Annotated in this window: 23 protein-coding genes; 1 reads left to right on the top strand and 22 read right to left on the bottom strand. The window is 59.1% G+C overall.

Annotated elements, in window-relative coordinates; all coding sequences use genetic code 11:
• Positions 1-67: 67 nt before the first annotated feature.
• The 21 genes from ACOYXE_RS28440 to trmJ form a co-directional block, all read right to left on the bottom strand.
• Complete coding sequence (locus tag ACOYXE_RS28440) at positions 68-859, bottom strand: amidohydrolase (protein ID WP_405122934.1); 792 nt, start codon at positions 857-859, stop codon at positions 68-70.
• A complete protein-coding gene (locus tag ACOYXE_RS28435) occupies positions 847-1,995 on the bottom strand; it encodes a pyridoxal phosphate-dependent aminotransferase (protein ID WP_460927132.1) in 1,149 nt (382 codons plus the stop codon). Before ACOYXE_RS28435 ends, ACOYXE_RS28440 begins: the two co-directional genes overlap by 13 nt.
• Before the next feature lie 235 nt (positions 1,996-2,230).
• On the bottom strand, positions 2,231-3,700 hold the full coding sequence (gene der, locus ACOYXE_RS28430) for a ribosome biogenesis GTPase Der (RefSeq protein WP_095122497.1): 1,470 nt from the start codon (positions 3,698-3,700) through the stop codon (positions 2,231-2,233).
• Positions 3,701-3,836: 136 nt separating this feature from the next.
• Positions 3,837-4,988 (bottom strand): outer membrane protein assembly factor BamB, encoded by a 1,152-nt coding sequence (gene bamB, locus ACOYXE_RS28425; RefSeq protein WP_016984368.1) that lies wholly within the window; start codon positions 4,986-4,988, stop codon positions 3,837-3,839.
• Positions 4,981-5,622, bottom strand: coding sequence for a YfgM family protein (locus tag ACOYXE_RS28420; protein WP_007916865.1), 642 nt, complete (start codon positions 5,620-5,622; stop codon positions 4,981-4,983). Before ACOYXE_RS28420 ends, bamB begins: the two co-directional genes overlap by 8 nt.
• Positions 5,623-5,663: 41 nt before the next feature.
• Positions 5,664-6,953: a histidine--tRNA ligase gene (hisS, locus tag ACOYXE_RS28415; RefSeq protein WP_027612134.1), complete on the bottom strand. Its 1,290-nt coding sequence runs from the start codon at positions 6,951-6,953 to the stop codon at positions 5,664-5,666.
• 37 nt (positions 6,954-6,990) lie between these two features.
• Positions 6,991-8,100 carry a flavodoxin-dependent (E)-4-hydroxy-3-methylbut-2-enyl-diphosphate synthase gene (gene ispG, locus ACOYXE_RS28410; protein WP_460927129.1) on the bottom strand — a complete coding sequence of 370 codons (1,110 nt, stop codon included), beginning with the start codon at positions 8,098-8,100 and terminating at the stop codon, positions 6,991-6,993.
• Between the two features lie 3 nt (positions 8,101-8,103).
• Positions 8,104-9,147 (bottom strand): RodZ domain-containing protein, encoded by a 1,044-nt coding sequence (locus ACOYXE_RS28405; protein WP_460927127.1) that lies wholly within the window; start codon positions 9,145-9,147, stop codon positions 8,104-8,106.
• The gene (gene pilW / locus ACOYXE_RS28400; protein ID WP_160059313.1) at positions 9,147-9,905 is read right to left on the bottom strand and encodes a type IV pilus biogenesis/stability protein PilW; all 759 of its coding nucleotides are present in this window, start codon (positions 9,903-9,905) and stop codon (positions 9,147-9,149) included. Before pilW ends, ACOYXE_RS28405 begins: the two co-directional genes overlap by 1 nt.
• Positions 9,906-9,917: 12 nt before the next feature.
• The gene (gene rlmN, locus ACOYXE_RS28395) at positions 9,918-11,066 is read right to left on the bottom strand and encodes a dual-specificity RNA methyltransferase RlmN (protein WP_077574427.1); all 1,149 of its coding nucleotides are present in this window, start codon (positions 11,064-11,066) and stop codon (positions 9,918-9,920) included.
• 28 nt (positions 11,067-11,094) lie between these two features.
• Positions 11,095-11,520, bottom strand: coding sequence for a nucleoside-diphosphate kinase (ndk, locus tag ACOYXE_RS28390; protein ID WP_007916882.1), 426 nt, complete (start codon positions 11,518-11,520; stop codon positions 11,095-11,097).
• An 88-nt stretch (positions 11,521-11,608) separates the two neighbouring features.
• Positions 11,609-11,809 (bottom strand): Fe-S cluster assembly protein IscX, encoded by a 201-nt coding sequence (iscX, locus tag ACOYXE_RS28385; protein WP_460927124.1) that lies wholly within the window; start codon positions 11,807-11,809, stop codon positions 11,609-11,611.
• A gap of 14 nt (positions 11,810-11,823) precedes the next feature.
• Positions 11,824-12,165 carry an ISC system 2Fe-2S type ferredoxin gene (fdx, locus tag ACOYXE_RS28380; protein WP_007916885.1) on the bottom strand — a complete coding sequence of 114 codons (342 nt, stop codon included), beginning with the start codon at positions 12,163-12,165 and terminating at the stop codon, positions 11,824-11,826.
• A complete protein-coding gene (hscA, locus tag ACOYXE_RS28375) occupies positions 12,165-14,030 on the bottom strand; it encodes a Fe-S protein assembly chaperone HscA (RefSeq protein ID WP_405122931.1) in 1,866 nt (621 codons plus the stop codon). Before hscA ends, fdx begins: the two co-directional genes overlap by 1 nt.
• A gap of 51 nt (positions 14,031-14,081) precedes the next feature.
• Entirely contained in the window at positions 14,082-14,603 is a 522-nt protein-coding gene (gene hscB, locus ACOYXE_RS28370) for a co-chaperone HscB (RefSeq protein WP_007916889.1), read from the bottom strand.
• An 8-nt stretch (positions 14,604-14,611) separates the two neighbouring features.
• Positions 14,612-14,935: an iron-sulfur cluster assembly protein IscA gene (gene iscA, locus ACOYXE_RS28365; protein WP_003227904.1), complete on the bottom strand. Its 324-nt coding sequence runs from the start codon at positions 14,933-14,935 to the stop codon at positions 14,612-14,614.
• A gap of 34 nt (positions 14,936-14,969) precedes the next feature.
• Positions 14,970-15,356, bottom strand: a complete 387-nt coding sequence (iscU, locus tag ACOYXE_RS28360) for a Fe-S cluster assembly scaffold IscU (RefSeq protein ID WP_007916892.1) — start codon at positions 15,354-15,356, stop codon at positions 14,970-14,972.
• Positions 15,357-15,457: 101 nt separating this feature from the next.
• Positions 15,458-16,672 carry an IscS subfamily cysteine desulfurase gene (locus ACOYXE_RS28355; RefSeq protein ID WP_034156255.1) on the bottom strand — a complete coding sequence of 405 codons (1,215 nt, stop codon included), beginning with the start codon at positions 16,670-16,672 and terminating at the stop codon, positions 15,458-15,460.
• Positions 16,673-16,719: 47 nt separating this feature from the next.
• Positions 16,720-17,211: a Fe-S cluster assembly transcriptional regulator IscR gene (iscR, locus tag ACOYXE_RS28350; RefSeq protein ID WP_003227911.1), complete on the bottom strand. Its 492-nt coding sequence runs from the start codon at positions 17,209-17,211 to the stop codon at positions 16,720-16,722.
• Positions 17,212-17,459: 248 nt separating this feature from the next.
• Positions 17,460-18,236, bottom strand: coding sequence for a serine O-acetyltransferase (gene cysE, locus ACOYXE_RS28345; protein WP_007916901.1), 777 nt, complete (start codon positions 18,234-18,236; stop codon positions 17,460-17,462).
• Positions 18,237-18,239: 3 nt separating this feature from the next.
• Positions 18,240-19,010: a tRNA (cytosine(32)/uridine(32)-2'-O)-methyltransferase TrmJ gene (gene trmJ, locus ACOYXE_RS28340; protein ID WP_008084663.1), complete on the bottom strand. Its 771-nt coding sequence runs from the start codon at positions 19,008-19,010 to the stop codon at positions 18,240-18,242.
• Positions 19,011-19,155: 145 nt separating this feature from the next.
• Between trmJ and suhB the strand changes: the two genes are divergently transcribed.
• Positions 19,156-19,974, top strand: a complete 819-nt coding sequence (suhB, locus tag ACOYXE_RS28335) for a type III secretion system regulator SuhB (RefSeq protein WP_016984379.1) — start codon at positions 19,156-19,158, stop codon at positions 19,972-19,974.
• Between the two features lie 249 nt (positions 19,975-20,223).
• Here suhB and ACOYXE_RS28330 read toward each other — a convergent pair whose 3' ends face one another.
• On the bottom strand, positions 20,224-20,772 hold the full coding sequence (locus tag ACOYXE_RS28330) for a glycine zipper 2TM domain-containing protein (protein ID WP_007916907.1): 549 nt from the start codon (positions 20,770-20,772) through the stop codon (positions 20,224-20,226).
• Between the last annotated feature and the right edge of the window lie 5 nt (positions 20,773-20,777).

Genomic DNA, 20,777 nt, shown 5'->3' with positions numbered 1-20,777 from the left:
CGGCAGCTCCTACATTGTGATGTCGTACGCCATGTAGGAGCTGCCCAAGGCTGCGATCTTTTGCTTTTCAGGTGAACTCGAAGGTGTCGGCATCCAGATTCGCCGGGAAACGCTCGCGATACGCCGCGAGCGGAGCCGCTTCCAGCACAGCCTTGAACACACCATCCGCCTCCCCCGCCGCCAGCAAGGTTTCACCCTGGAAATCCAGCACCTGACTGTCTCCGGTATACGCGAAGCCCTTGCCGTCGGTGCCAACGCGATTCACCGCCGCCACATAACAAAGGTTTTCGATCGCTCGCGCTGGCAACAGGCGATTCCAGTGCAGACGCCGCGCGCCTGGCCAGTTGGCGGTGTACAGCAATAGATCGGTGTCCTGGGCATCGCGGCTCCACACCGGGAAACGCAGGTCATAACAAATCAATGGCCGAATCCGCCAGCCCTTGAGTTCGAACTGCACCTGACGTTCGCCGGGGGTGTAGTGGTTATGCTCGCCCGCCATGCGAAACAGATGGCGCTTGTCGTAATGCAACACTTCGCCGTCCGGTCGCGCCCACAACAGGCGATTACGATGGCTACCGTCAGACGCCTGAATAATCACGCTGCCGGTAATCACCGCATCGAGTTTCGCCGCCTGAACGCGCAGCCATTTGCTGGTCGGGCCGTTCTCGGCTTCGGCAAGGGTCTCGGACTCCATGGAGAATCCGGTGGTGAACATTTCCGGCAGGATGATCAGATCAGCGCCCTGCGCCTGCTCCAGCAACTGCTCGAAATGCTCGAAGTTGGCCTGACGGTCGTGCCAGGCCAGGCTGGTCTGGATGAGCGCCAGGTTGAGATCGGGTAACGCACTCAGATCACGCATAGTTTTGCCGCCGCTTCACGCAGCGTCTCCTCGCGTTTGGCAAAGCACAGGCGCACCAGGCGCTGACCTTCGGGTGGGTTCTGGTAGAACACCGACACCGGAATACTCGCCACGCCGTGTTCGCGGGTCATCCACATGGCCATCTCGACGTCATTCAGGTCAGGACGGATCTGCGAGTAATCGACCAACTGAAAATAGGTGCCAGTGACACGGGTGAAGGTGAAGCGCGACGGCGCCAGCAGATCGCAGAACAGATCGCGCTTGGCCTGATAGAAGCCCGGCAGTTCTTCAACGTGTTCCGGGTGCTCGGCCATGTAATCGGCCAGCGCATATTGCAGCGGAGTGACACCGCAGAAGCTGACGTACTGATGAACTTTGCGCAATTCGGCCGTAAGCGCTGGTGGAGCAACGACGTAACCGGTTTTCCAGCCAGTGACGTGATAGGTCTTGCCGAACGAGCTGACCACGAAGGCGCGCTGATACAGCTCCTCATGGGCGAGCACGCTGACGTGCGGCACGCCGTCGAACACCAGATGTTCGTAGACTTCGTCGCTGATCAGATAGATGTCGCGATCGCGGATCAGCGCCGCCAGTTGATCGAGTTCGGCACGACTGATCAGTGCGCCGCTCGGGTTGTGCGGGGTGTTGATGACGATCATCTTCGTGCGCGGGCTCAGGGCCGCGGCGAGCTGATCGAAATCAATGGAGAAGTCGTCCGGGTTCAGTTGCACATGCACGCAACGACCGCCCGCCAACTCCGTTGCCGGTGCGTAGCTGTCATAGCACGGGTCGAACACGATGACTTCGTCGCCGCTGTGGATAACCGCTTGAATTGCACAGAAGATCGCCTGGGTCGCGCCCGGCGTGACCGTCACTTCGCTGTCGGCATTGACCTGCACGCCATAGCTGCGAGCAATCTTCGCCGCAATCTGCTCGCGCAAGGCCGGCAACCCGGTCATTGGCGAATATTGGTTATGACCACTGGCGATGTGCCGACCGACTGCATCGCGCAGTGACTGCGGGCCGTCAAAATCAGGAAAACCCTGGGACAGGTTGATCGCGCCGGTTTGCGCGGCGAGCTGAGACATCTGCGTGAAAATAGTGATGCCGACATTCGGCAGCTTACTGGTGATCATCGGGGGTTCCCTGCTCAACACCCGGCTCTGACGACGGCGCGGGAGGGCCCGAGGATAGCCCATCCGGCGCCCATAAAAAAAGGGCGCCGGATGGCACCCTTCTCTCATGTTGATCGTTCCCACGCTCTGCGTGGGAATGCAGCCTTAGACGCTCTGCGTCCACCGCTTTTGTGACGCAGAGCGTCACCGTATACATTCCCACGCGGAGCATGGGAACGATCAACGACCCGCGACCTTATTTCTTGTCGCGGCGCTTCTTGTCGGCTTTCTTGTGGTGCGACATCAAGCGACGCTTCTTGTTGACCTGGCGGTCGGTCAGCGTGGTCTTGTTGCCTTCGTACGGGTTCTCGCCGCCCTTGAACTCAATGCGGATCGGCGTACCGACCAGCTTCAGCACACGGCGGTAAGTGTTCTCCAGATAGCGCACGTACGACTTCGGCACTTTCTCGATCTGGTTACCGTGGATCACGATGATCGGCGGGTTGGCACCACCCAAGTGGGCGTAACGCAGCTTGATCCGGCGGTTGTTGACCATCGGTGGCGCATGCTCGCCCACCGCGTCTTCGAGAATCTGGGTCAGACGGTTGGTCGGCCAGCGGGTGACCGCCGACTTGAACGAGTTCTGTACGGAGGCGTAGAGGTTACCCACGCCAGTGCCGTGCAGGGCCGAGATGAAGTGAATGTCGGCGTAATCAACGAAGAACAGACGACGCTGCAGCTCGACCTTCACATAGTCGCGCTCGCTCGGCGTCATGCCGTCCCACTTGTTGATCGCGATCACCAGCGCACGACCCGACTCGATGGCAAAACCGAGCAGGTTGAGGTCGTGATCGACCACACCTTCGCGGGCGTCCATCACGAAGATCACCACGTTGGCGTCTTTGATCGCCTGCAGGGTTTTGACCACGGAGAATTTTTCGACTTCTTCGTGGATCTTGCCGCGCTTGCGCACACCCGCGGTGTCGATCAGCGTGTACTTCTCTTCATTGCGTTCGAACGGAATGTAGATACTGTCACGCGTGGTGCCGGGTTGGTCGTAGACGATTACGCGGTCTTCACCGAGCATGCGGTTGACCAGGGTCGACTTGCCCACGTTCGGACGGCCGATGATGGCGATCTTGATCCCGTCTTTTTCGCTTGGGCCAGGAATGCGCTTGGCTTCCTCGCCTTCGGCAACGATCTCTTCTTCGCCGTCTTCCGGCTCTTCTGCGTCTTTGGGGAAATCACCCAGGGCGATTTCCAGCATCTGGGTGATGCCACGGCCGTGAGCACCGGCGATCGGGATCGCGTGGCCCATACCCAACGGAGCGAATTCAGCGCGGGCCATTTCCGGGTCGATGTTGTCGACCTTGTTGGCGACCACGTAGGAACGCTTGTTACGTTTGCGCAGGTGTTCGGCGATCATCTGGTCGGCGGCGGTAAAACCGGCCTTGGCATCTACCAGGAACAGCACAACGTCTGCTTCTTCAATGGCTAGCAGCGACTGCTCGGCCATTTTTTCGTCCATACCGTGCTCGTCACCGGAGATACCACCGGTGTCGACCAGAATGTAGGAACGCCCTTGCCACTTGGCCTCACCGTACTGGCGATCACGGGTCAGACCGGACAAGTCGCCGACGATGGCGTCGCGAGTCCTGGTCAGGCGGTTGAACAAGGTGGACTTGCCGACGTTCGGTCGGCCCACCAGGGCGATTACGGGAACCATGCGGCTCTCCACTTCGTTATTTCAGAAAATACAAAAGCCGCTGCGAGGCAGCGGCTGGTGCTCGGGGCAACGCCTGTTAGCGCTGCAAGCCCCATGAATCCGGGGCCGCCTGGGGGTTTAACCCCAAGCATAGTTGTTACTTGATGGTCAGGGCTTCCAGTTTGCCGCTGTTGCCATAGACATAAATCGTGTCACCCACCACCAGCGGACGGGCACGCAGGCCGTCGCTGTCGATGCGCTCACGGCCGACGAAACGACCGTCAACCTGACTCAACAGGTGCAGATAACCTTCCAGGTCACCCACTGCAACATAGCTGGAGAACACTTCCGGAGCCGACAGTTGACGGCGAGCCAACGAATCGTTGCTCCACAATGCTGTGGTGGAACGCTCGTCGACGCCTTCAACGGTGCCCGAGGACAGGCTCACGTAAACGCTGCCGAAACCCTGAGCGATACCGGCATAGCTCGACGCATCGCGCTGCCAGAGTTGACGACCGCTTTCCAGATCCAGTGCCGCAACGCGCCCCTGGTAGCTGGCAACGTACAGCGTACCGCCGGACAACAGCAGACCGCCGTCGATATCGACCACGCGCTCCAGTTCCGAACGACCCTGTGGAATCGCGATCCGTTGTTCCCAGACCGGCACGCCGTTGGAAATGTCCAGAGCGACCACTTTACCGGTCGACAGGCCAGCCACCGCGAGGCGGTTGGTCACCAGCGGCGCACTGGTGCCACGCAGGGTCAGTACGGCCGGGGTGCTGTCATACACCCAACGCTGGGTACCGGTGGAAGCATCCAGACCGATCAGACGATCGTCCTGAGTCTGCACCACTACCACGTCACCGTTGTTGGCCGGTGGCGCCAAGACTTCGCTGTTGACGCGAGCGCGCCACTTCTCTTCACCGTTGCTGGTGTCGAGAGCAACGACTTCACCGCGCAGGGTGCCGATCAGCACCAGACCATAACCAACGCCGACAGCGCCGGAGACAGGCAGGTCAAGATCCTGCTTCCATTTCACGTCGCCGTTGCCGCGATCCATGGCCATCACCACGCCGGTTACATCAGCGGCGTAGATGGTGTCACCGTCGATCGCCGGCACCAGCATGTTGTAGGTTTCGCCCTGACCGTCACCGATCGAACGACTCCACTGCTTTTGCAGAACCACTTCTTCTTTGAAGTCGGTCAGTTCAGCCGGTGGCAATTCTTTCTTGCTGTTGCTGCTGCAACCCGCGGCCAGAAGGGCCAGAGCCAGCAATGCTGCATGCTTCCAACGGATCACGTCACGCATCCCCTTTGGCCAGGTCGTCGAGCTTGATTTGAAGGCCACCGACCGCCGCTTCATCCGACAGTGCCGCCTTGGCTTTTTGATACGCCTTGTTCGCGTCATCGGTACGGCCCAGCTGCACCAGCAGGTCGCCCTTGAGTTCTTCGCGAGTGGCCAGGAACGCTTTGTCGGCGTCGCCGTCGAGCAGTTTCAGGCCGTCTTCAGCCTTGTTCTGCGCGCCAAGCACCTGCGCCAGACGCTGACGGGCGATTTCGCCCAGCGCCGGGTTGGCCGGTTTGTCGACGATGGCTTTCAGCTCGGTAGCGGCGTCGTCCAGCTTGCCGCTGTCGACCGCCACTTTGGCCACGAACAGGCTGCCGTACTGCGCATAGGCAGAACCGCCGAACTCGCTGTTGAGCTTGCCGGCCAGGTCCGCAACGCGGGCAGCATCAGGCTTGCCGTCAGGCGTCAGCGTAGTTTCCAGCAGTTGCTGATAGAGCACCGAGGCGCCTTGCGACTGGTTGCTCTGATACTTGTGATAAGCCTGCCAGCCGAACACGATGACCAGCGCCAACAGGCCGCCGGTGACCAGAGGTTTGCCGTTGCGTGTCCACCAGTCCTTCAAATCCGCCAACTGTTCGTCTTCGGTACTCGACACCCCAATACTCCTTAATCGCTAAATCGGCTGTTTGGACAGCTTCAACCCTGCACGACGCAGGTGGCCAGGTGAGCGGCAAGCGCATCCCAGGCAATGCTTTGTTGTTCGCCCTGGCCACGCAGGGGTTTGAAACCTACCACTTGCTGGGCCATTTCGTCGTCACCGAGGATCAGTGCGTACAGCGCACCGCTCTTGTCGGCCTTCTTGAACTGGCTTTTGAAGCTGCCGGCGCCAGCATTGACTTGCAGACGCAGGTTTGGAAGTTGATCACGAACACGCTCAGCCAGGGCCAGACCGGCCAACTCGGCTTCTTCACCGAAGGCGCACAGATAGACATCAACCTGACGGGAGATTTCTTCCGGGATCTGTTCCAGGGTTTCCAGCATCAGTACCAGACGCTCGATGCCCATGGCGAAACCGACGCCGGTGGTTGGCTTGCCGCCCATCTGCTCGACCAGACCGTCGTAACGGCCACCCGCGCAAACAGTGCCCTGGGCGCCGAGCTTGTCGGTAACCCATTCGAATACGGTTTTGCTGTAGTAATCGAGGCCGCGCACCAGCTTCGGGTTGAGCACGTACGGAATGCCAACGGCATCCAGACGCGCTTTCAAACCTTCGAAGTGCGCACGGGATTCGTCGTCGAGGTAGTCGGCCATTTTCGGCGCATCGACCAGCACCGCTTGAGTGTCGGCATTTTTAGTGTCGAGCACGCGCAGCGGGTTGGTTTTCAGGCGACGCTGGCTGTCTTCGTCGAGTTTGTCGTGGTGCGCCGAGAGGTACTCGACCAGCGCTTCACGATAACGCCCACGGGACTCGCTGGTGCCGAGGCTGTTGAGTTCGAGTTTGACCGCATCACGGATGCCCAGCTCGCCCCACAGGCGCCAGGTCATGATGATCAGCTCGGCGTCGATGTCCGGACCGTCGAGGTTGAACACTTCCAGACCGATCTGGTGGAACTGACGATAACGACCTTTCTGCGGACGCTCGTGGCGGAACATCGGGCCGATGTACCAGAGTTTCTGCACTTGGCCGCCACCGGTGATGCCGTGCTCAAGCACAGCACGCACGCACGCCGCGGTGCCTTCCGGACGCAGGGTCAGGGAGTCGCCGTTGCGATCTTCGAAGGTGTACATCTCTTTTTCGACGATGTCGGTCACTTCACCGATCGAGCGCTTGAACAGCTCGGTGAACTCGACGATCGGCATGCGGATCTGCTTGTAACCGTAGTTATCCAGCAAACGCGCTACGGTGCCCTCGAAATAACGCCACAGCGGGGTCTGTTCGGGCAGGATGTCGTTCATGCCACGAATGGCTTGCAATGACTTGCTCACTTTAAATCCTTAAATTCGTTCGGCTCTTCAGTCAGGCTCAGCCGCGCGCAATAACCGCAGCGTCAGCTTCGACCTTTTCGGCCGCTTTCTGGCGGATCAGCTTTTCCAGCTCGTCCACCAGATTGTCATTCGTCAGTTTCTGCGACGGCTTGCCGTCGATGTAAATCAGGTTTGGCGTACCGCCGGTCAAGCCGATATGGGCTTCCTTGGCTTCGCCGGGGCCGTTGACCACGCAACCGATCACCGCGACATCCAGCGGCACCAGCAGGTCTTCAAGGCGCCCTTCCAGCTCGTTCATGGTTTTCACCACATCGAAGTTCTGCCGCGAGCAGCTCGGGCAGGCGATGAAGTTGATGCCACGGGAACGCAGATGCAAAGACTTGAGAATGTCGTAACCGACCTTCACTTCCTCGATCGGGTCGGCCGCCAGCGAGATGCGGATAGTATCGCCAATCCCCTCGGCGAGCAGCATACCTAGGCCCACGGCGGATTTCACTGTGCCCGAACGCAATCCACCGGCTTCGGTGATGCCCAGGTGCAGCGGCTGGACGATTTCTTTCGCCAGCAAGCGGTACGCTTCGACGGCCATGAACACGTCGGAAGCCTTCACGCTGACCTTGAAGTCCTGGAAATTCAGGCGCTCGAGGTGTTCAACGTGGCGCAGAGCGGACTCAACCAGCGCGGCTGGAGTCGGCTCGCCGTATTTCTTTTGCAGGTCTTTTTCCAGCGAACCGGCGTTGACGCCGATGCGGATCGGAATGCCGCGATCACGCGCTGCATCGACCACCGCACGAACACGGTCTTCACGACCGATGTTGCCCGGGTTGATGCGCAGGCAGTCCACACCCAGCTCAGCGACGCGCAAAGCGATCTTGTAGTCGAAGTGGATGTCGGCAACCAATGGCACCTTGACCAGTTGCTTGATCTTGCCGAACGCCTCGGCGGCGTCCATGTCCGGCACCGAAACGCGGACGATATCGACGCCAGCGGCTTCCAGACGATTGATTTGCGCAACGGTGGCCGCAACGTCATTGGTGTCGCTGTTGGTCATGCTCTGCACCGCGATCGGCGCATCGCCGCCCACCGGTACGTTGCCGACCCAGATCTTGCGCGAAACGCGACGTTTGATTGGAGATTCGCCGTGCATGACTTATTGACCCAACTTCAGGCGAGCAGTCTCGCCACTGGTGAACGGAGCGATATCGACCGGCTGGCCGTTGTAGCTGACCTGTGCAGCACGGGCAACGCCCAGACGCACGCTAAGCGGCGGCTTGCCGGAAACGCTGACGCTATCGCCTTTATGCTTCAGACCACTGAAAATCACTTTGCCACGGCCATCGGTCACTTGTGCCCAGCAATCGGCGCTGAACTGCAACTGGACCTGACCGTCGCCAGCCACCGGCGCGGTTGCTTCTGCGGTTGGCGCGGCGGTAGCAGGAGCAACCGGCGCAGTGGTGGTCGGTGCTGGAGTCGCGGGAGCGTTTGGTGCCGGGGTTGCCGGGGTAGCGACAACTGGCGCTGGCGTATGAGCCGGGGCGGTCGTCGTTGCCGCCGGCGCAACCGGTGCGGCCGGAGTGGTTGCCGGGGTGGTAGCTTCGGCACCGGTCGATTCAGCGGTGGTTTCAGACTGAGGCAGCGCCAGCGCTGTGGAAGTATCAGCCTGATTCTCCTCGACAGCCTGGTCTTCCGGCTCGTCAATCGGGTGAATCTGGGTCGTACCGTCAGCACCTTCGACTTCAACGTGCTCAGGCGCCAGCGACGTCAAGTCCTTGCTGCGCAGCGAGGTCTGATCCTGCCACCAGACGAAACCGCCGCCGATGACCGCGATCAGCAACAGCAGGCTGACAATACGCAGAATGGTGTGGGAAACCCGCACCGGCTCTTCGATACGGCCAAGGGCATGAACGTTGCTGCCCTGGGAATCGGTGCCAGTGGACTGGTCGAATTGCTGGACCAGAACGGTCTGGTCCATGCCGAGCAATTTGGCATAGGCGCGAATGTAACCGCGAGCGAAGGTATGCCCCGGCAGCTTGTCGAAAGCGCCGGCTTCAAGATTGCTCAGGGAAGTCACGGTGAGGTTGAGCTTGAGGGCCACTTCGGCCAGCGACCAGCCATTGCTTTCGCGGGCCTGGCGCAGGGTCTCACCGGGGTTAACGCGATTCGCTGCTACAACTTCGGGATGCGCCGCTTTCATCATTGCTCCGACAGGTATTGCTGATATTCCGGCGTACCGGGATAGAGTCGTTTTAATTGCAGGCCATAACTGGCGGCCTTGTCGCGATCTTCAAACACTTTTGCCAGCCGAACGCCGAGCAATAGACTACGTGCATTTTGTTCGGTCAGCAGGCTGAAACGGTCGTAATAGTCACGCGCGGGCACATAATGCCTGTCTTCGAAGGACAACTCAGCCATTTCCAGCAATGCACGCGGTTGTTGACGATTCAGACGCAGTGCCTTTTCCAGCTGTTGCTGCGCCAGATCACGCTGACCGAGCTTCGCGGCCGTCATGCCGAGGTTCTCGAACACACGCGAACGCTCAGGATACAGGGTATCGGCAGCGGCCTGTTCAAAACGCTCGTAGGCTTCTTTATAACGCTGTTCTTCGTAGAGAAAACTGCCGTAGTTGTTGAGGATGCGCGCATCGGCAGGACGGGAGGACAAAGCCTTGCGGAAGTGTTCGTCGGCCAGCTCAGGCTCCATTTCGGACTGGAACACCAAGCCGAGAGCAGCGTTGGCGTCAGGATCGGAACCATCGATTTCCAGCGCCTTCTTCAGCGGCACCTTGGCCCGCTCGGTCATGCCTTGCTGCAAGTATCCCAGCCCCAACTGCACGTAGGCAGCCCGCGCTTCATCGCGGCCCTTGCTGGTCTTCATCGGGTTGTAGTCACCCGACAGGACACAACCAGCACACAGGCTGGCCAACAGCAACAGCAGCGCAAAGCGCAGGGACATAGAGATCCTCTCTTAATTTGTGTTCGCGGCGTTCTGTGCCAGATCGCTGTCGGCGCTCAACTCGCGCACGGCGATGTAACGTTCGCTGCGACGGGTGCGATCCAGCACCTGCCCTACCAATTGACCACATGCAGCGTCGATGTCTTCACCACGGGTGGTGCGGACGGTGACGTTGAAACCGGCCTGATGCAACTGATCCTGGAAACGACGGATCGCGTTGTTGCTTGGCCGCTCGTACCCGGAATGCGGGAACGGGTTGAACGGAATCAGGTTGATCTTGCACGGAATATTCTTCAGTAGCTCGATCATCTCGACGGCGTGCTCGACCTTGTCGTTGATGTCCTTGAGCAAGGTGTACTCGATGGTCAGCACGCGTTTTTCGCCCAGGGACGACATGTAGCGCTGGCACGACTCGAGCAACATCTTAAGCGGATATTTCTTGTTGATCGGCACCAATTGGTTACGCAATGCGTCATTCGGTGCGTGCAGCGACAACGCCAGGGAGACGTCGATGTGCTTGGCCAGCTCATCGATCATCGGCACCACGCCCGAAGTGGACAGGGTTACGCGGCGCTTGGAAATCCCGTAGCCGAGGTCATCCATCATCAGATGCATGGCGGCGACGACGTTGTCGAAGTTCAGCAGCGGCTCACCCATGCCCATCATCACCACGTTGGTGATGGCACGGTCGACGGTTGCCGGGACGCTGCCGAAAGATTTGTTGGCAATCCACACCTGACCGATGACTTCGGCGGCGGTGAGGTTGCTATTGAAGCCTTGCTTGCCGGTGGAGCAGAAACTGCAATCCAGGGCACAGCCTGCCTGGGACGAAACGCACAATGTGCCGCGCTTGCCCTGGGGAATGTACACGGTCTCGACGCAGCTGCCGGACGCCACGCGCACCACCCACTTACGGGTGCCGTCGCTGGAGATGTCCTCGCTGACCACTTCCGGACCACGGACCTCAGCAATAGCCTTGAGCTTGTCGCGCAAGGCCTTGCTGACGTTCGTCATGGCGTCGAAATCATCGACGCCAAAGTGGTGAATCCATTTCATTACCTGACCGGCACGGAAACGCTTCTCCCCGATTGAGTCGAAGAATTTTTCCATTTCCTGTTGAGTCAGACCCAGCAGGTTGGTTTTTACAGTCGATGTAGTCATGGATTCACCTTCACTCTTAAGCCAATGCTTAGCGAGTGGTTACTTCAGTAGCTGCGAAGAAGTACGAGATTTCACGAGCAGCTGCGGCTTCGGAGTCCGAACCGTGAACAGCGTTGGCGTCGATGGAATCAGCGAAGTCAGCGCGGATGGTGCCGGCAGCAGCTTCTTTAGGGTTGGTAGCGCCCATCAGCTCACGGTTCAGAGCGATAGCGTTTTCGCCTTCCAGAACCTGAACAACAACAGGACCGGAGATCATGAAAGCAACCAGGTCGCCGAAGAAACCACGAGCGCTGTGCTCAGCGTAGAAGCCTTCAGCTTCAGCTTTGGACAGTTGCTTCAGTTTCGAAGCTACAACGCGCAGGCCGGCTTTTTCGAAACGGGTGGTGATTTCGCCGATGACGTTTTTTGCAACAGCGTCAGGCTTGATGATGGAGAAAGTGCGTTGAACAGCCATGGTGTAACTCCAGAAACGGTAATTTGCGAAAAATTAAACCCGCGAATTATACGCGGGTTCTTGGGTATTGCCTAACCTGCGAGGACGATCAGTCCAATTCTTCAGCCCAGAGCGTCTGAACCGCTTCCAACACCTTCTCGCCTACGCGACCAGAGGTGTTGTCAAAATCCGGCAGTTCTTTGATCCATTGCTGCAAGTCGACGAAATTGACAGAAAACGGATCTACACCCGGCTTGGTCGCGGCCAGTTCTTCTGCAATACGTTGAACATCATTCCAACCGTAGCTCATGACAGTCTTACCAGTCAGTGCGGCGCTTCAGCCGCATGGTTAAGCGAATATTTCGGAATTTCGACGGTGATGTCTTCTTCACCGACGATCGCCTGGCAAGCCAGACGCGATTGCGCTTCCAGGCCCCAGGCGCGATCGAGGAAGTCTTCTTCCAGCTCGTCAGCCTCTTCCATCGAGTCGAAACCCTCGCGGATGATGCAGTGGCAAGTGGTGCAAGCACAGACGCCGCCGCAGGCGCTTTCCATCTCGATGTGGTGTTCGTGGGCCAGTTCGAGAATCGAGGTGCCGGGCGCAGCCTCGACCACCATGCCTTCAGGGCAGAACTTCTCGTGGGGCAGAAAAATGACCTGCGGCATCAGATATCCTCGATTTCATTCAGATTGCGCCCCGACAGAGCGGCTTTCACCGTCAGATCCATGCGGCGGGCAGCAAAAGCATCGGTCACTTGCGACAGACGCTTGGTCTGCTGCTCGATGGCGTAACCATCAGTGCCTTTCATCAGTTCGGCCAGTTCCTGCAACTGCAGATCGATGACCATGCGCTCTTCGGCGTCGAGCAAACGCTCGCCATCGGCCTCCAGAGCACCCTGCACCGCTTCGATCAAGCGTTGGGCATCGACTTGCTGCTCACGCAGAACGCGGGCGACCTTGTCGTCATTGGCGTGCTGGAACGAATCCTTGAGCATCTTGGCGATTTCGCCGTCGGTCAGACCGTAGGACGGCTTGACCTGAATGCTCGCCTCAACGCCCGAACCCAGCTCACGAGCGGAAACGCTGAGCAGACCGTCGGCATCGACCTGGAAGGTCACGCGAATCTTCGCTGCACCAGCCACCATCGCTGGAATGCCGCGCAATTCGAAGCGCGCCAGGGAGCGACAGTCGCTGATCAGCTCGCGCTCACCCTGCAGGACGTGGATCGCCATGGCCGACTGGCCGTCTTTATACGTAGTGAAATCTTGTGCGCGAGCGACAGGGATGGTGGTGTTGCGCGGAATCACCTTCTCCATCAGGCCGCCCATGGTTTCCAGCCCCAGGGACAGCGGAATCACGTCGAGCAGCAGCAGTTCGCCGCCATCGCGCTTGTTGCCCGCCAGGGTATCGGCCTGGATCGCGGCACCGATGGCCACCACTTGATCCGGATCGATTTCAGTCAAAGGCTGACGACCAAAAGCTTCGGCAACGGCTTCGCGAACACGCGGAACCCGAGTCGAACCGCCGACCATGACCACGGCGTGCACATCTTCCAGCTCGATGCCGGAGTCGCGAACGGCACGGCGGCAGGCTTTCAGGCTGCGCGCGACCATTGGCTCGATCAGCGCATCGAAGGCTTCGCGGGTCAGCGGTGCTTTCCAGTCGCCATAGGCCACTTCAACGCTGGCCGAGTCGGTCAGGGCTTCTTTGGCCGCACAAGCGGTTTGCAGCAGATTGCGTTGTGCGCCCGGATCGAGATCGGCGGACAAGCCGGCGCTCTCGATGATCCAGCCGGCAATCGCGTGATCGAAGTCATCGCCGCCCAGCGCGCTGTCGCCGCCAGTGGCCAAAACTTCGAAAACACCGCCGGTCAGACGCAGAATGGAAATATCGAAAGTACCGCCGCCGAGGTCATAAATGGCGACCAGGCCTTCAGCGTGCTGATCCAGACCGTATGCCACAGCCGCTGCGGTCGGCTCATTGAGCAAACGCAGCACGTTCAGACCGGCGAGTTTCGCCGCATCTTTAGTGGCTTGACGCTGAGCATCGTCGAAATACGCCGGAACGGTAATCACCGCACCCACCAGTTCGCCACCCAAGGTCGCTTCAGCGCGCTGACGCAGGACCTTGAGGATATCGGCGGAGACTTCGACCGGGCTTTTCGGGCCCTGCACGGTGTCGATAAACGGCATGTGCGACTCGCCACCGACAAAGCGGTAGGGCAGTTGCTCGCCCAATTGCTTGACGTCGGACAGACCACGACCCATCAAGCGCTTGACCGACAGCACAGTGTTCAAAGGATCGGAAGCGGCAGCCAGCTTGGCCGACTCGCCGACTTCGACGTGATCGGCGTGGTAACGCACAGCGGACGGCAGGATGACCTGCCCGTTTGCGTCGGCCAACGGCTCGGAAAGACCACTGCGCAACGCAGCGACCAGCGAATTGGTAGTGCCCAAGTCGATCCCCACAGCCAGACGACGCTGGTGCGGTTGAGGACTTTGGCCGGGTTCGGCGATCTGCAGTAGGGCCATCGTGATCAGGACTTATCTGTATATCAGGCGTGCGACCGGAGCGGCACTGGGTTAATCGTCGAGGCGCTCTTCTAACTGGCGCACTTCGTAGGTGAGCTTGTCGAGGAACTGCATGCGCCGCATCAGGCGTTCGGCCTGTTCGCGTTGCGCCGCATCATCCCAACAGGCTGCGAAGCTTTCATTGAGTTCTTCCTGAGCCACTTTCAAGCGCCGCTTGAACACCGCGACACCGTCGAGGTCGGCACTGTCCTGGAGGTCTTCGAGCTCTTCGCGCCATTGCATCTGCTGCAGAAGAAACTCGGGATCATGGACGGTGACTTCCATCGGCACTTCATGCCCGCTGATGGTCAGCAGGTAGCGTGCGCGCTGGGCCGGACTCTTGAGCGTCTGATAGGCGTCGTTGAGCCGTGCAGATTGCTCGAGTGCCGACCGCTGCTCACGCTCGGAAGCGTCGGCAAAGCGGTCAGGATGAACGCCGCGCGCCAACTCACGATAGCGCGTGGCCAACTGCTCGAGATCCAGACGGAAACCCGGTTGCAGCTCGAATAAAGCGAAATGACAAGGAATACCCACGACAAGCCTCAGATGTTGAAGCTTTCGCCGCAGCCACATTCACCGCGTACGTTGGGGTTGTTGAACTTGAAGCCTTCGTTCAACCCTTCCTTGACGAAATCGAGCTCGGTGCCGTCCAGGTAGGCGAGGCTTTTCGGGTCGATGATCACTTTTTCGCCGTGACTCTCGAACACCTGATCCTCTGCAACCACCTCGTCGACAAACTCCAGCACGTAGGCAAGGCCGGAACAGCCTGTGGTGCGAACACCCAGACGAATCCCTTCACCTTTGCCGCGCCCGTCGAGGGAGCGCCGCACGTGTCGAGCAGCCGCTTCTGTCATGCTGATAGCCATCGGTGACTCCTTACTCGTCGCCAAATCCAGAAAGTCAGATCAAGCCTTTCTTCTGCTTGTAATCGCGAACAGCCGCTTTGATAGCGTCTTCAGCCAGTACCGAGCAGTGAATTTTCACTGGCGGCAGGGCCAGTTCTTCGGCCAGCTGAGTGTTCTTGATAGTTTCTGCTTCGTCCAGGGTCTTGCCCTTCATCCACTCGGTGGCGAGGGAGCTGGAAGCGATAGCCGAACCGCAGCCGTAGGTCTTGAACTTGGCATCTTCGATGATGCCAGCGTCGTTGACCTTGATTTGCAGACGCATCACGTCGCCGCACGCCGGAGCGCCGACCATGCCGGTGCCGACATCAGGATCTTCCGCGTTCATCTTGCCGACGTTGCGCGGGTTTTCGTAGTGGTCGATGACCTTTTCGCTGTAAGCCATGATTCTCAATCCTCACTCATCAGGGCCGCTCTTGAGACCCTGCAACTGCGCTGCGTAAACCGCCACGTCGCTACAGGATCTGTATCTGGCGGCTTCTATATTTAGTGTGCCGCCCACTCGATTTTCGAGATATCGACGCCGTCTTTGTACATGTCCCACAGCGGCGACAAAGCGCGCAGCTTGGTAACGGCCTCGCAGACTTTCTGCGCGGCGTAGTCGATTTCTTCTTCGGTGGTGAAACGCCCGAAGGTGAAGCGGATCGAGCTGTGTGCCAGTTCGTCGTTGCGGCCCAGGGCGCGCAGTACGTACGAAGGCTCCAGCGACGCCGAGGTGCAAGCCGAACCGGACGATACCGCGAGATCCTTGAGCGCCATGATCAGCGACTCGCCTTCAACGTAGTTGAAGCTCAGGTTCAGGTTGTGCGGAACGCGGGCGGTCAGGCTGCCGTTGACGTACAGCTCTTCCAGATGCTCGACCTGCTTGTAAAAACGGTCGCTCAAGGCTTTGATACGGACGTTTTCAGCAGCCATGTCTTCTTTGGCTACACGGAACGCTTCACCCATGCCGACGATCTGATGGGTCGCCAGAGTGCCGGAACGCATGCCGCGCTCGTGACCGCCGCCGTGCATGGTCGCTTCGATGCGCACACGCGGCTTGCGGCTGACGTACAGCGCGCCGATGCCTTTAGGGCCGTAGGTTTTGTGAGCGGAGAACGACATCATGTCGACTTTCAGTTTCTGCAGGTCGATGTCGACCTTGCCAGTGGACTGAGCGGCGTCGACGTGGAACAGAACGCCCTTGGCGCGGAGCATTTCGCCAATAGCGGCGATGTCGTTGACGGTGCCGATTTCGTTGTTCACGTGCATCACGGAGACCAGGATGGTGTCTTCGCGCAGTGCAGCTTCAATCATGGCCGGGGTGATCAGACCGTCTTCGGTCGGCTCGAGGTAAGTGACCTCGAAACCTTCACGCTCAAGTTGGCGCATGGTGTCAAGGACAGCCTTGTGCTCAATCTTGGAGGTGATCAGGTGCTTGCCCTTGGAACCGTAGAAATGCGCCGCACCCTTGATTGCCAGGTTATCGGATTCGGTCGCGCCCGAGGTCCAGACGATTTCGCGCGGGTCGGCATTGACCAGATCGGCCACCTGACGACGGGCGTTTTCGACGGACTCTTCAGCCTTCCAGCCGAATACGTGGGAACGGGACGCCGGGTTACCGAAGTTTCCGTCGACCAGCAGGCATTCACTCATCTTTTGCGCAACACGCGGATCAACCGGGGTGGTCGCAGAGTAATCAAGGTAAATCGGCAATTTCATGGACTATCTCCTAAATCAGGGCTGGCGTGCCGCTAGCTCTTTGGCTGTCATTCGACGGCGGACGCTTCAATCTTGTCCAGGCGTGGCGCCTTGCTGTTGCAACGACGCTGGTCCTGACGCTGGGCTACTTCTTGCACCTCACGGCGAGTCACAAGATCAGCCAAGCTGATACCACTTAGAAATTCGTGAATCTGCAGGCTCAAATCGCACCACAGATGATGGGTCAGGCAAGTGTCGCCGGAATGGCAATCGCCTTGGCCCTGGCATTTGGTGGCATCGACCGATTCGTTTACCGCATCGATCACCTGGGCGACCTGGATGCCCTGCATGTCGCGGGACAACTGGTAGCCACCACCCGGACCGCGAACGCTGGAAACCAGGTTACTGCGGCGCAGCTTGGCGAACAGCTGTTCGAGGTAGGACAGGGAGATGCCTTGGCGCTCGGAGATATCGGCCAGGGACACGGGCCCGTGCTGCGCGTGCAACGCCAGGTCAAGCATGGCGGTCACGGCGTATCGGCCTTTTGTAGTCAGTCGCATGGACAGTTACCACGGAGTTCAGAATGGGGCGAGTATGCAATTCCCGAGTATTTAAGTCAACTTTAAGACCTAGTACTTTAGTCAGGATTACCCGCAAAAGAGCGCGCGAATGATAGCAGGGTCTGCGGCCTAATGGCACACCGACTGGCGCAAGCCTGTGTAGGAGCTGCCGCAGGCTGCGATCTTTTGATTTTGCTCTGTTAGAAGATCAAGGTATCGCAGCCTTCGGCAGCTCCTACAGGGGAATGTCAGCTAGCCTTGGATTCGTCTTTGCCTTTGACGCAGGCGAAGTCTTCTTCACGCAGTTCAGGCAGATCTTTCGCACAGTAATTGCTGCCCAGATCCTTCAGCGCGCCGCACATCCCCTCCAGCCGCCCGTCCACCGCTTGCAGATGGTCGAGCAACTGACCGATGGCGCGCGCCACCGGGTCGGGCATGTCTTCACTGACGCCGTAGGCATCGAAACCGATCTTCTCGGCCATGGCCTTACGCTTGGCATCCTGCTCCTCATCGGATTTGACGATGATTCGCCCAGGAATACCGACAACCGTGGCGCCTGGCGGCACTTCTTTGGTCACCACGGCATTGGAACCGACCTTGGCACCGGCGCCGACCGTGAAAGGACCGAGCACCTTGGCGCCCGCGCCCACGACCACACCATCACCCAGCGTCGGGTGACGCTTGCCTTTGTTCCAGCTGGTACCACCGAGAGTCACGCCCTGATATATCGTCACGTCATCGCCAATCTCAGCGGTTTCACCGATGACGATGCCCATGCCGTGGTCGATAAAGAAACGACGACCGACCTTGGCGCCCGGATGAATTTCGATCCCGGTCAACCAGCGACCGAAGTTTGATACCAGCCGCGCCAGCCATTTCAGCTCGTTGCGCCAGAGCATGCCGGCCAATCGATGAATCCAGATTGCATGCATACCGGGGTAGCAAGTCAGGACTTCAAAAGCGTTACGCGCCGCCGGATCTCGATGGAATACGCTCTGGATATCTTCACGCAAACGCTCAAACATCATTTAGTCCTTCCGCTTAAGAAGCTCACCACGGGCCGCTTTCTGGGTTTCCGTGAGGATGCCACGCAAAATATTCATTTCCGCCCGACTGACCGAGCTGCGTCCGTACAACCGGCGCAGGCGCGCCATCAGGTGCCGTGGTTTTTCCGGATCGAGGAATTCGATGGCGACCAGCGTCTGTTCCAGATGCTCATAAAAGCGCTCCAGCTCATCCATGGTCGCCAGCTCGGCGCTTTTCACCGAGGCCACTTCTTCTTTCTCGATCTTGCTCGGCTGACCTTGTGCGGCCAGCCAGGCCATACGCACTTCGTAGCTCAACACCTGCACCGCCGCGCCAAGGTTCAGCGAACTGAACTCAGGGTCGGAGGGAATGTGCACGTGAAAGTGACATCGCTGCAGCTCGTCATTGGTCAGGCCGGAATCTTCACGACCAAACACCAGCGCAATTTCAGCGCCCTGCCCGGCCTCCTCAACCACTTTGGTCCCGCATTCGCGCGGATCCAGCAGCGGCCAGGGAATTCGACGGTCACGGGCGCTGGTGCCGAGCACCAGATTGCAGCCGACCAAGGCGTCTTCCAAGGTGGCGACGACTTGCGCGTTTTCAAGGATGTCACCGGCACCGGAGGCGCGAGCATCGGCCTCGTGATGCGGAAACAGGCGCGGTTCGACCAGCACCAGTCGCGACAGACCCATGTTTTTCATGGCGCGCGCGGCCCCGCCGATATTGCCGGGGTGGCTGGTATTGACCAGGACAACACGAATGTTCTGCAGCAAGGGAGGCGCTCTCGGACACAGGAAAGGGGTGCAAATCTTACAGAACAGCCTACCGTTAAGCTATGAAAGCGAACAGCGTCCTTCACCTGAAGAAAAGTTCTGATAGAATGCGCGGCTTTCTTTAACAACCTTAGGTGACACATCCATGCAGCCCATGCTGAATATCGCGCTGCGCGCCGCCCGCAGCGCCAGTGAACTGATCTTCCGCTCCATCGAGCGCCTGGATACCATCAAGGTCGACGAAAAAGACGCCAAGGATTATGTATCCGAGGTCGATCGCGCCGCTGAACAGAAAATCATCGACGCGCTGCGCAAGGCTTACCCGAACCACTCCATCCGCGGTGAAGAGACTGGCCTGCACGCCGGTACCGGCATCGAAGGCGAAGAGTACCTGTGGATCATCGATCCACTGGACGGCACCACCAACTTCCTGCGCGGCATTCCTCACTTCGCTGTCAGCATCGCCTGCAAATACCGCGGTCGCCTGGAACACGCTGTTGTTCTGGATCCGGTTCGTCAGGAAGAATTCACCGCCAGCCGTGGTCGCGGCGCCCAACTGAACGGTCGTCGCCTGCGCGTCAGCGGTCGCACCAGCCTCGACGGCGCCCTGCTGGGTACCGGCTTCCCGTTCCGTGACGACCAGATGGACAACCTCGACAACTACCTGGGCATGTTCCGCGCCCTGGTTGGCCAGACTGCCGGTATCCGCCGCGCCGGTTCGGCGAGCCTGGACCTGGCTTATGTGGCTGCCGGTCGTTTCGATGCGTTCTGGGAATCGGGCCTGTCCGAGTGGGACATGGCTGCAGGCGCCCTGCTGATTCAAGAAGCCGGCGGCCTGGTGAGCGACTTCACCGGCGGTCACGACTTCCTTGAAAAAGGCCACATCGTTGCCGGCAACACCAAATGCTTCAAGGCAGTACTGACGGCGATCCAGCCGCACCTGCCGGCTTCGCTGAAGCGCTAAGCTTCACGCGAAAGGAAAAAAGCATCCTTTGGGGTGCTTTTTTATGCCTGGAATTCGTCACCCGCCACACCACGAGACCAATGTAGGAGTGAGCCTGCTCGCGATAGCGGTGTACCAGTCACCATCTGTTTTGAATGATAAATAGCTATCGCGAGCAGGCTCACCCCTACAGGGGATTTGCTGTGCTGCTTAAATGGCGGGCACAAAAAAAGCACCCCGCAGGGTGCTTCTTGTTAAAACAGCCGGCCTTTACTGAGCCGGCTCATTCTGCGACAGAATCAGCTTGCCTTCCTTGTCGACCGGAATCTGGTTGCCCGGATCACGATCCATCCGCACCTTGCCTTCCTTGCCATCGAGCGAGTAACGCACGTCGTAACCGACGACCTTGTCGCTGATGTCGTTGACCGTGTTGCAGCGGGTTTGCGTGGTGGTGTAGGTGTCACGCTCTTGCATGCCTTCCTGCACCTTGTTACCCGCATAACCGCCACCGACCGCACCGGCCACCGTGGCAATTTTCTTGCCGGTGCCGCCGCCAATCTGATTACCCAGCAAACCACCTGCCAGCGCACCGACGACGGTACCGGCAATCTGATGCTGATCCTTTACCGGTGCCTGACGAGTCACTGTCACGTCCTTGCACACTTCACGTGGAGTCTTGATCTGTGTTTTAACCGGTTCAACGGCCAATACTTGCGCATACTCAGGGCCGCTTTTAACCAGGCTGTAGGTGGCAACAGCACCCCCGGCAGTCACACCGACAGCACCCAATACCGCACCAACCAGCAACGACTTGTTCACATGAA

The organism is Pseudomonas sp. MC6 (assembly GCF_054790575.1).
Note: the sequence above shows the minus strand (reverse complement) of the source record. Positions and strands in the feature narration are given on the sequence as shown.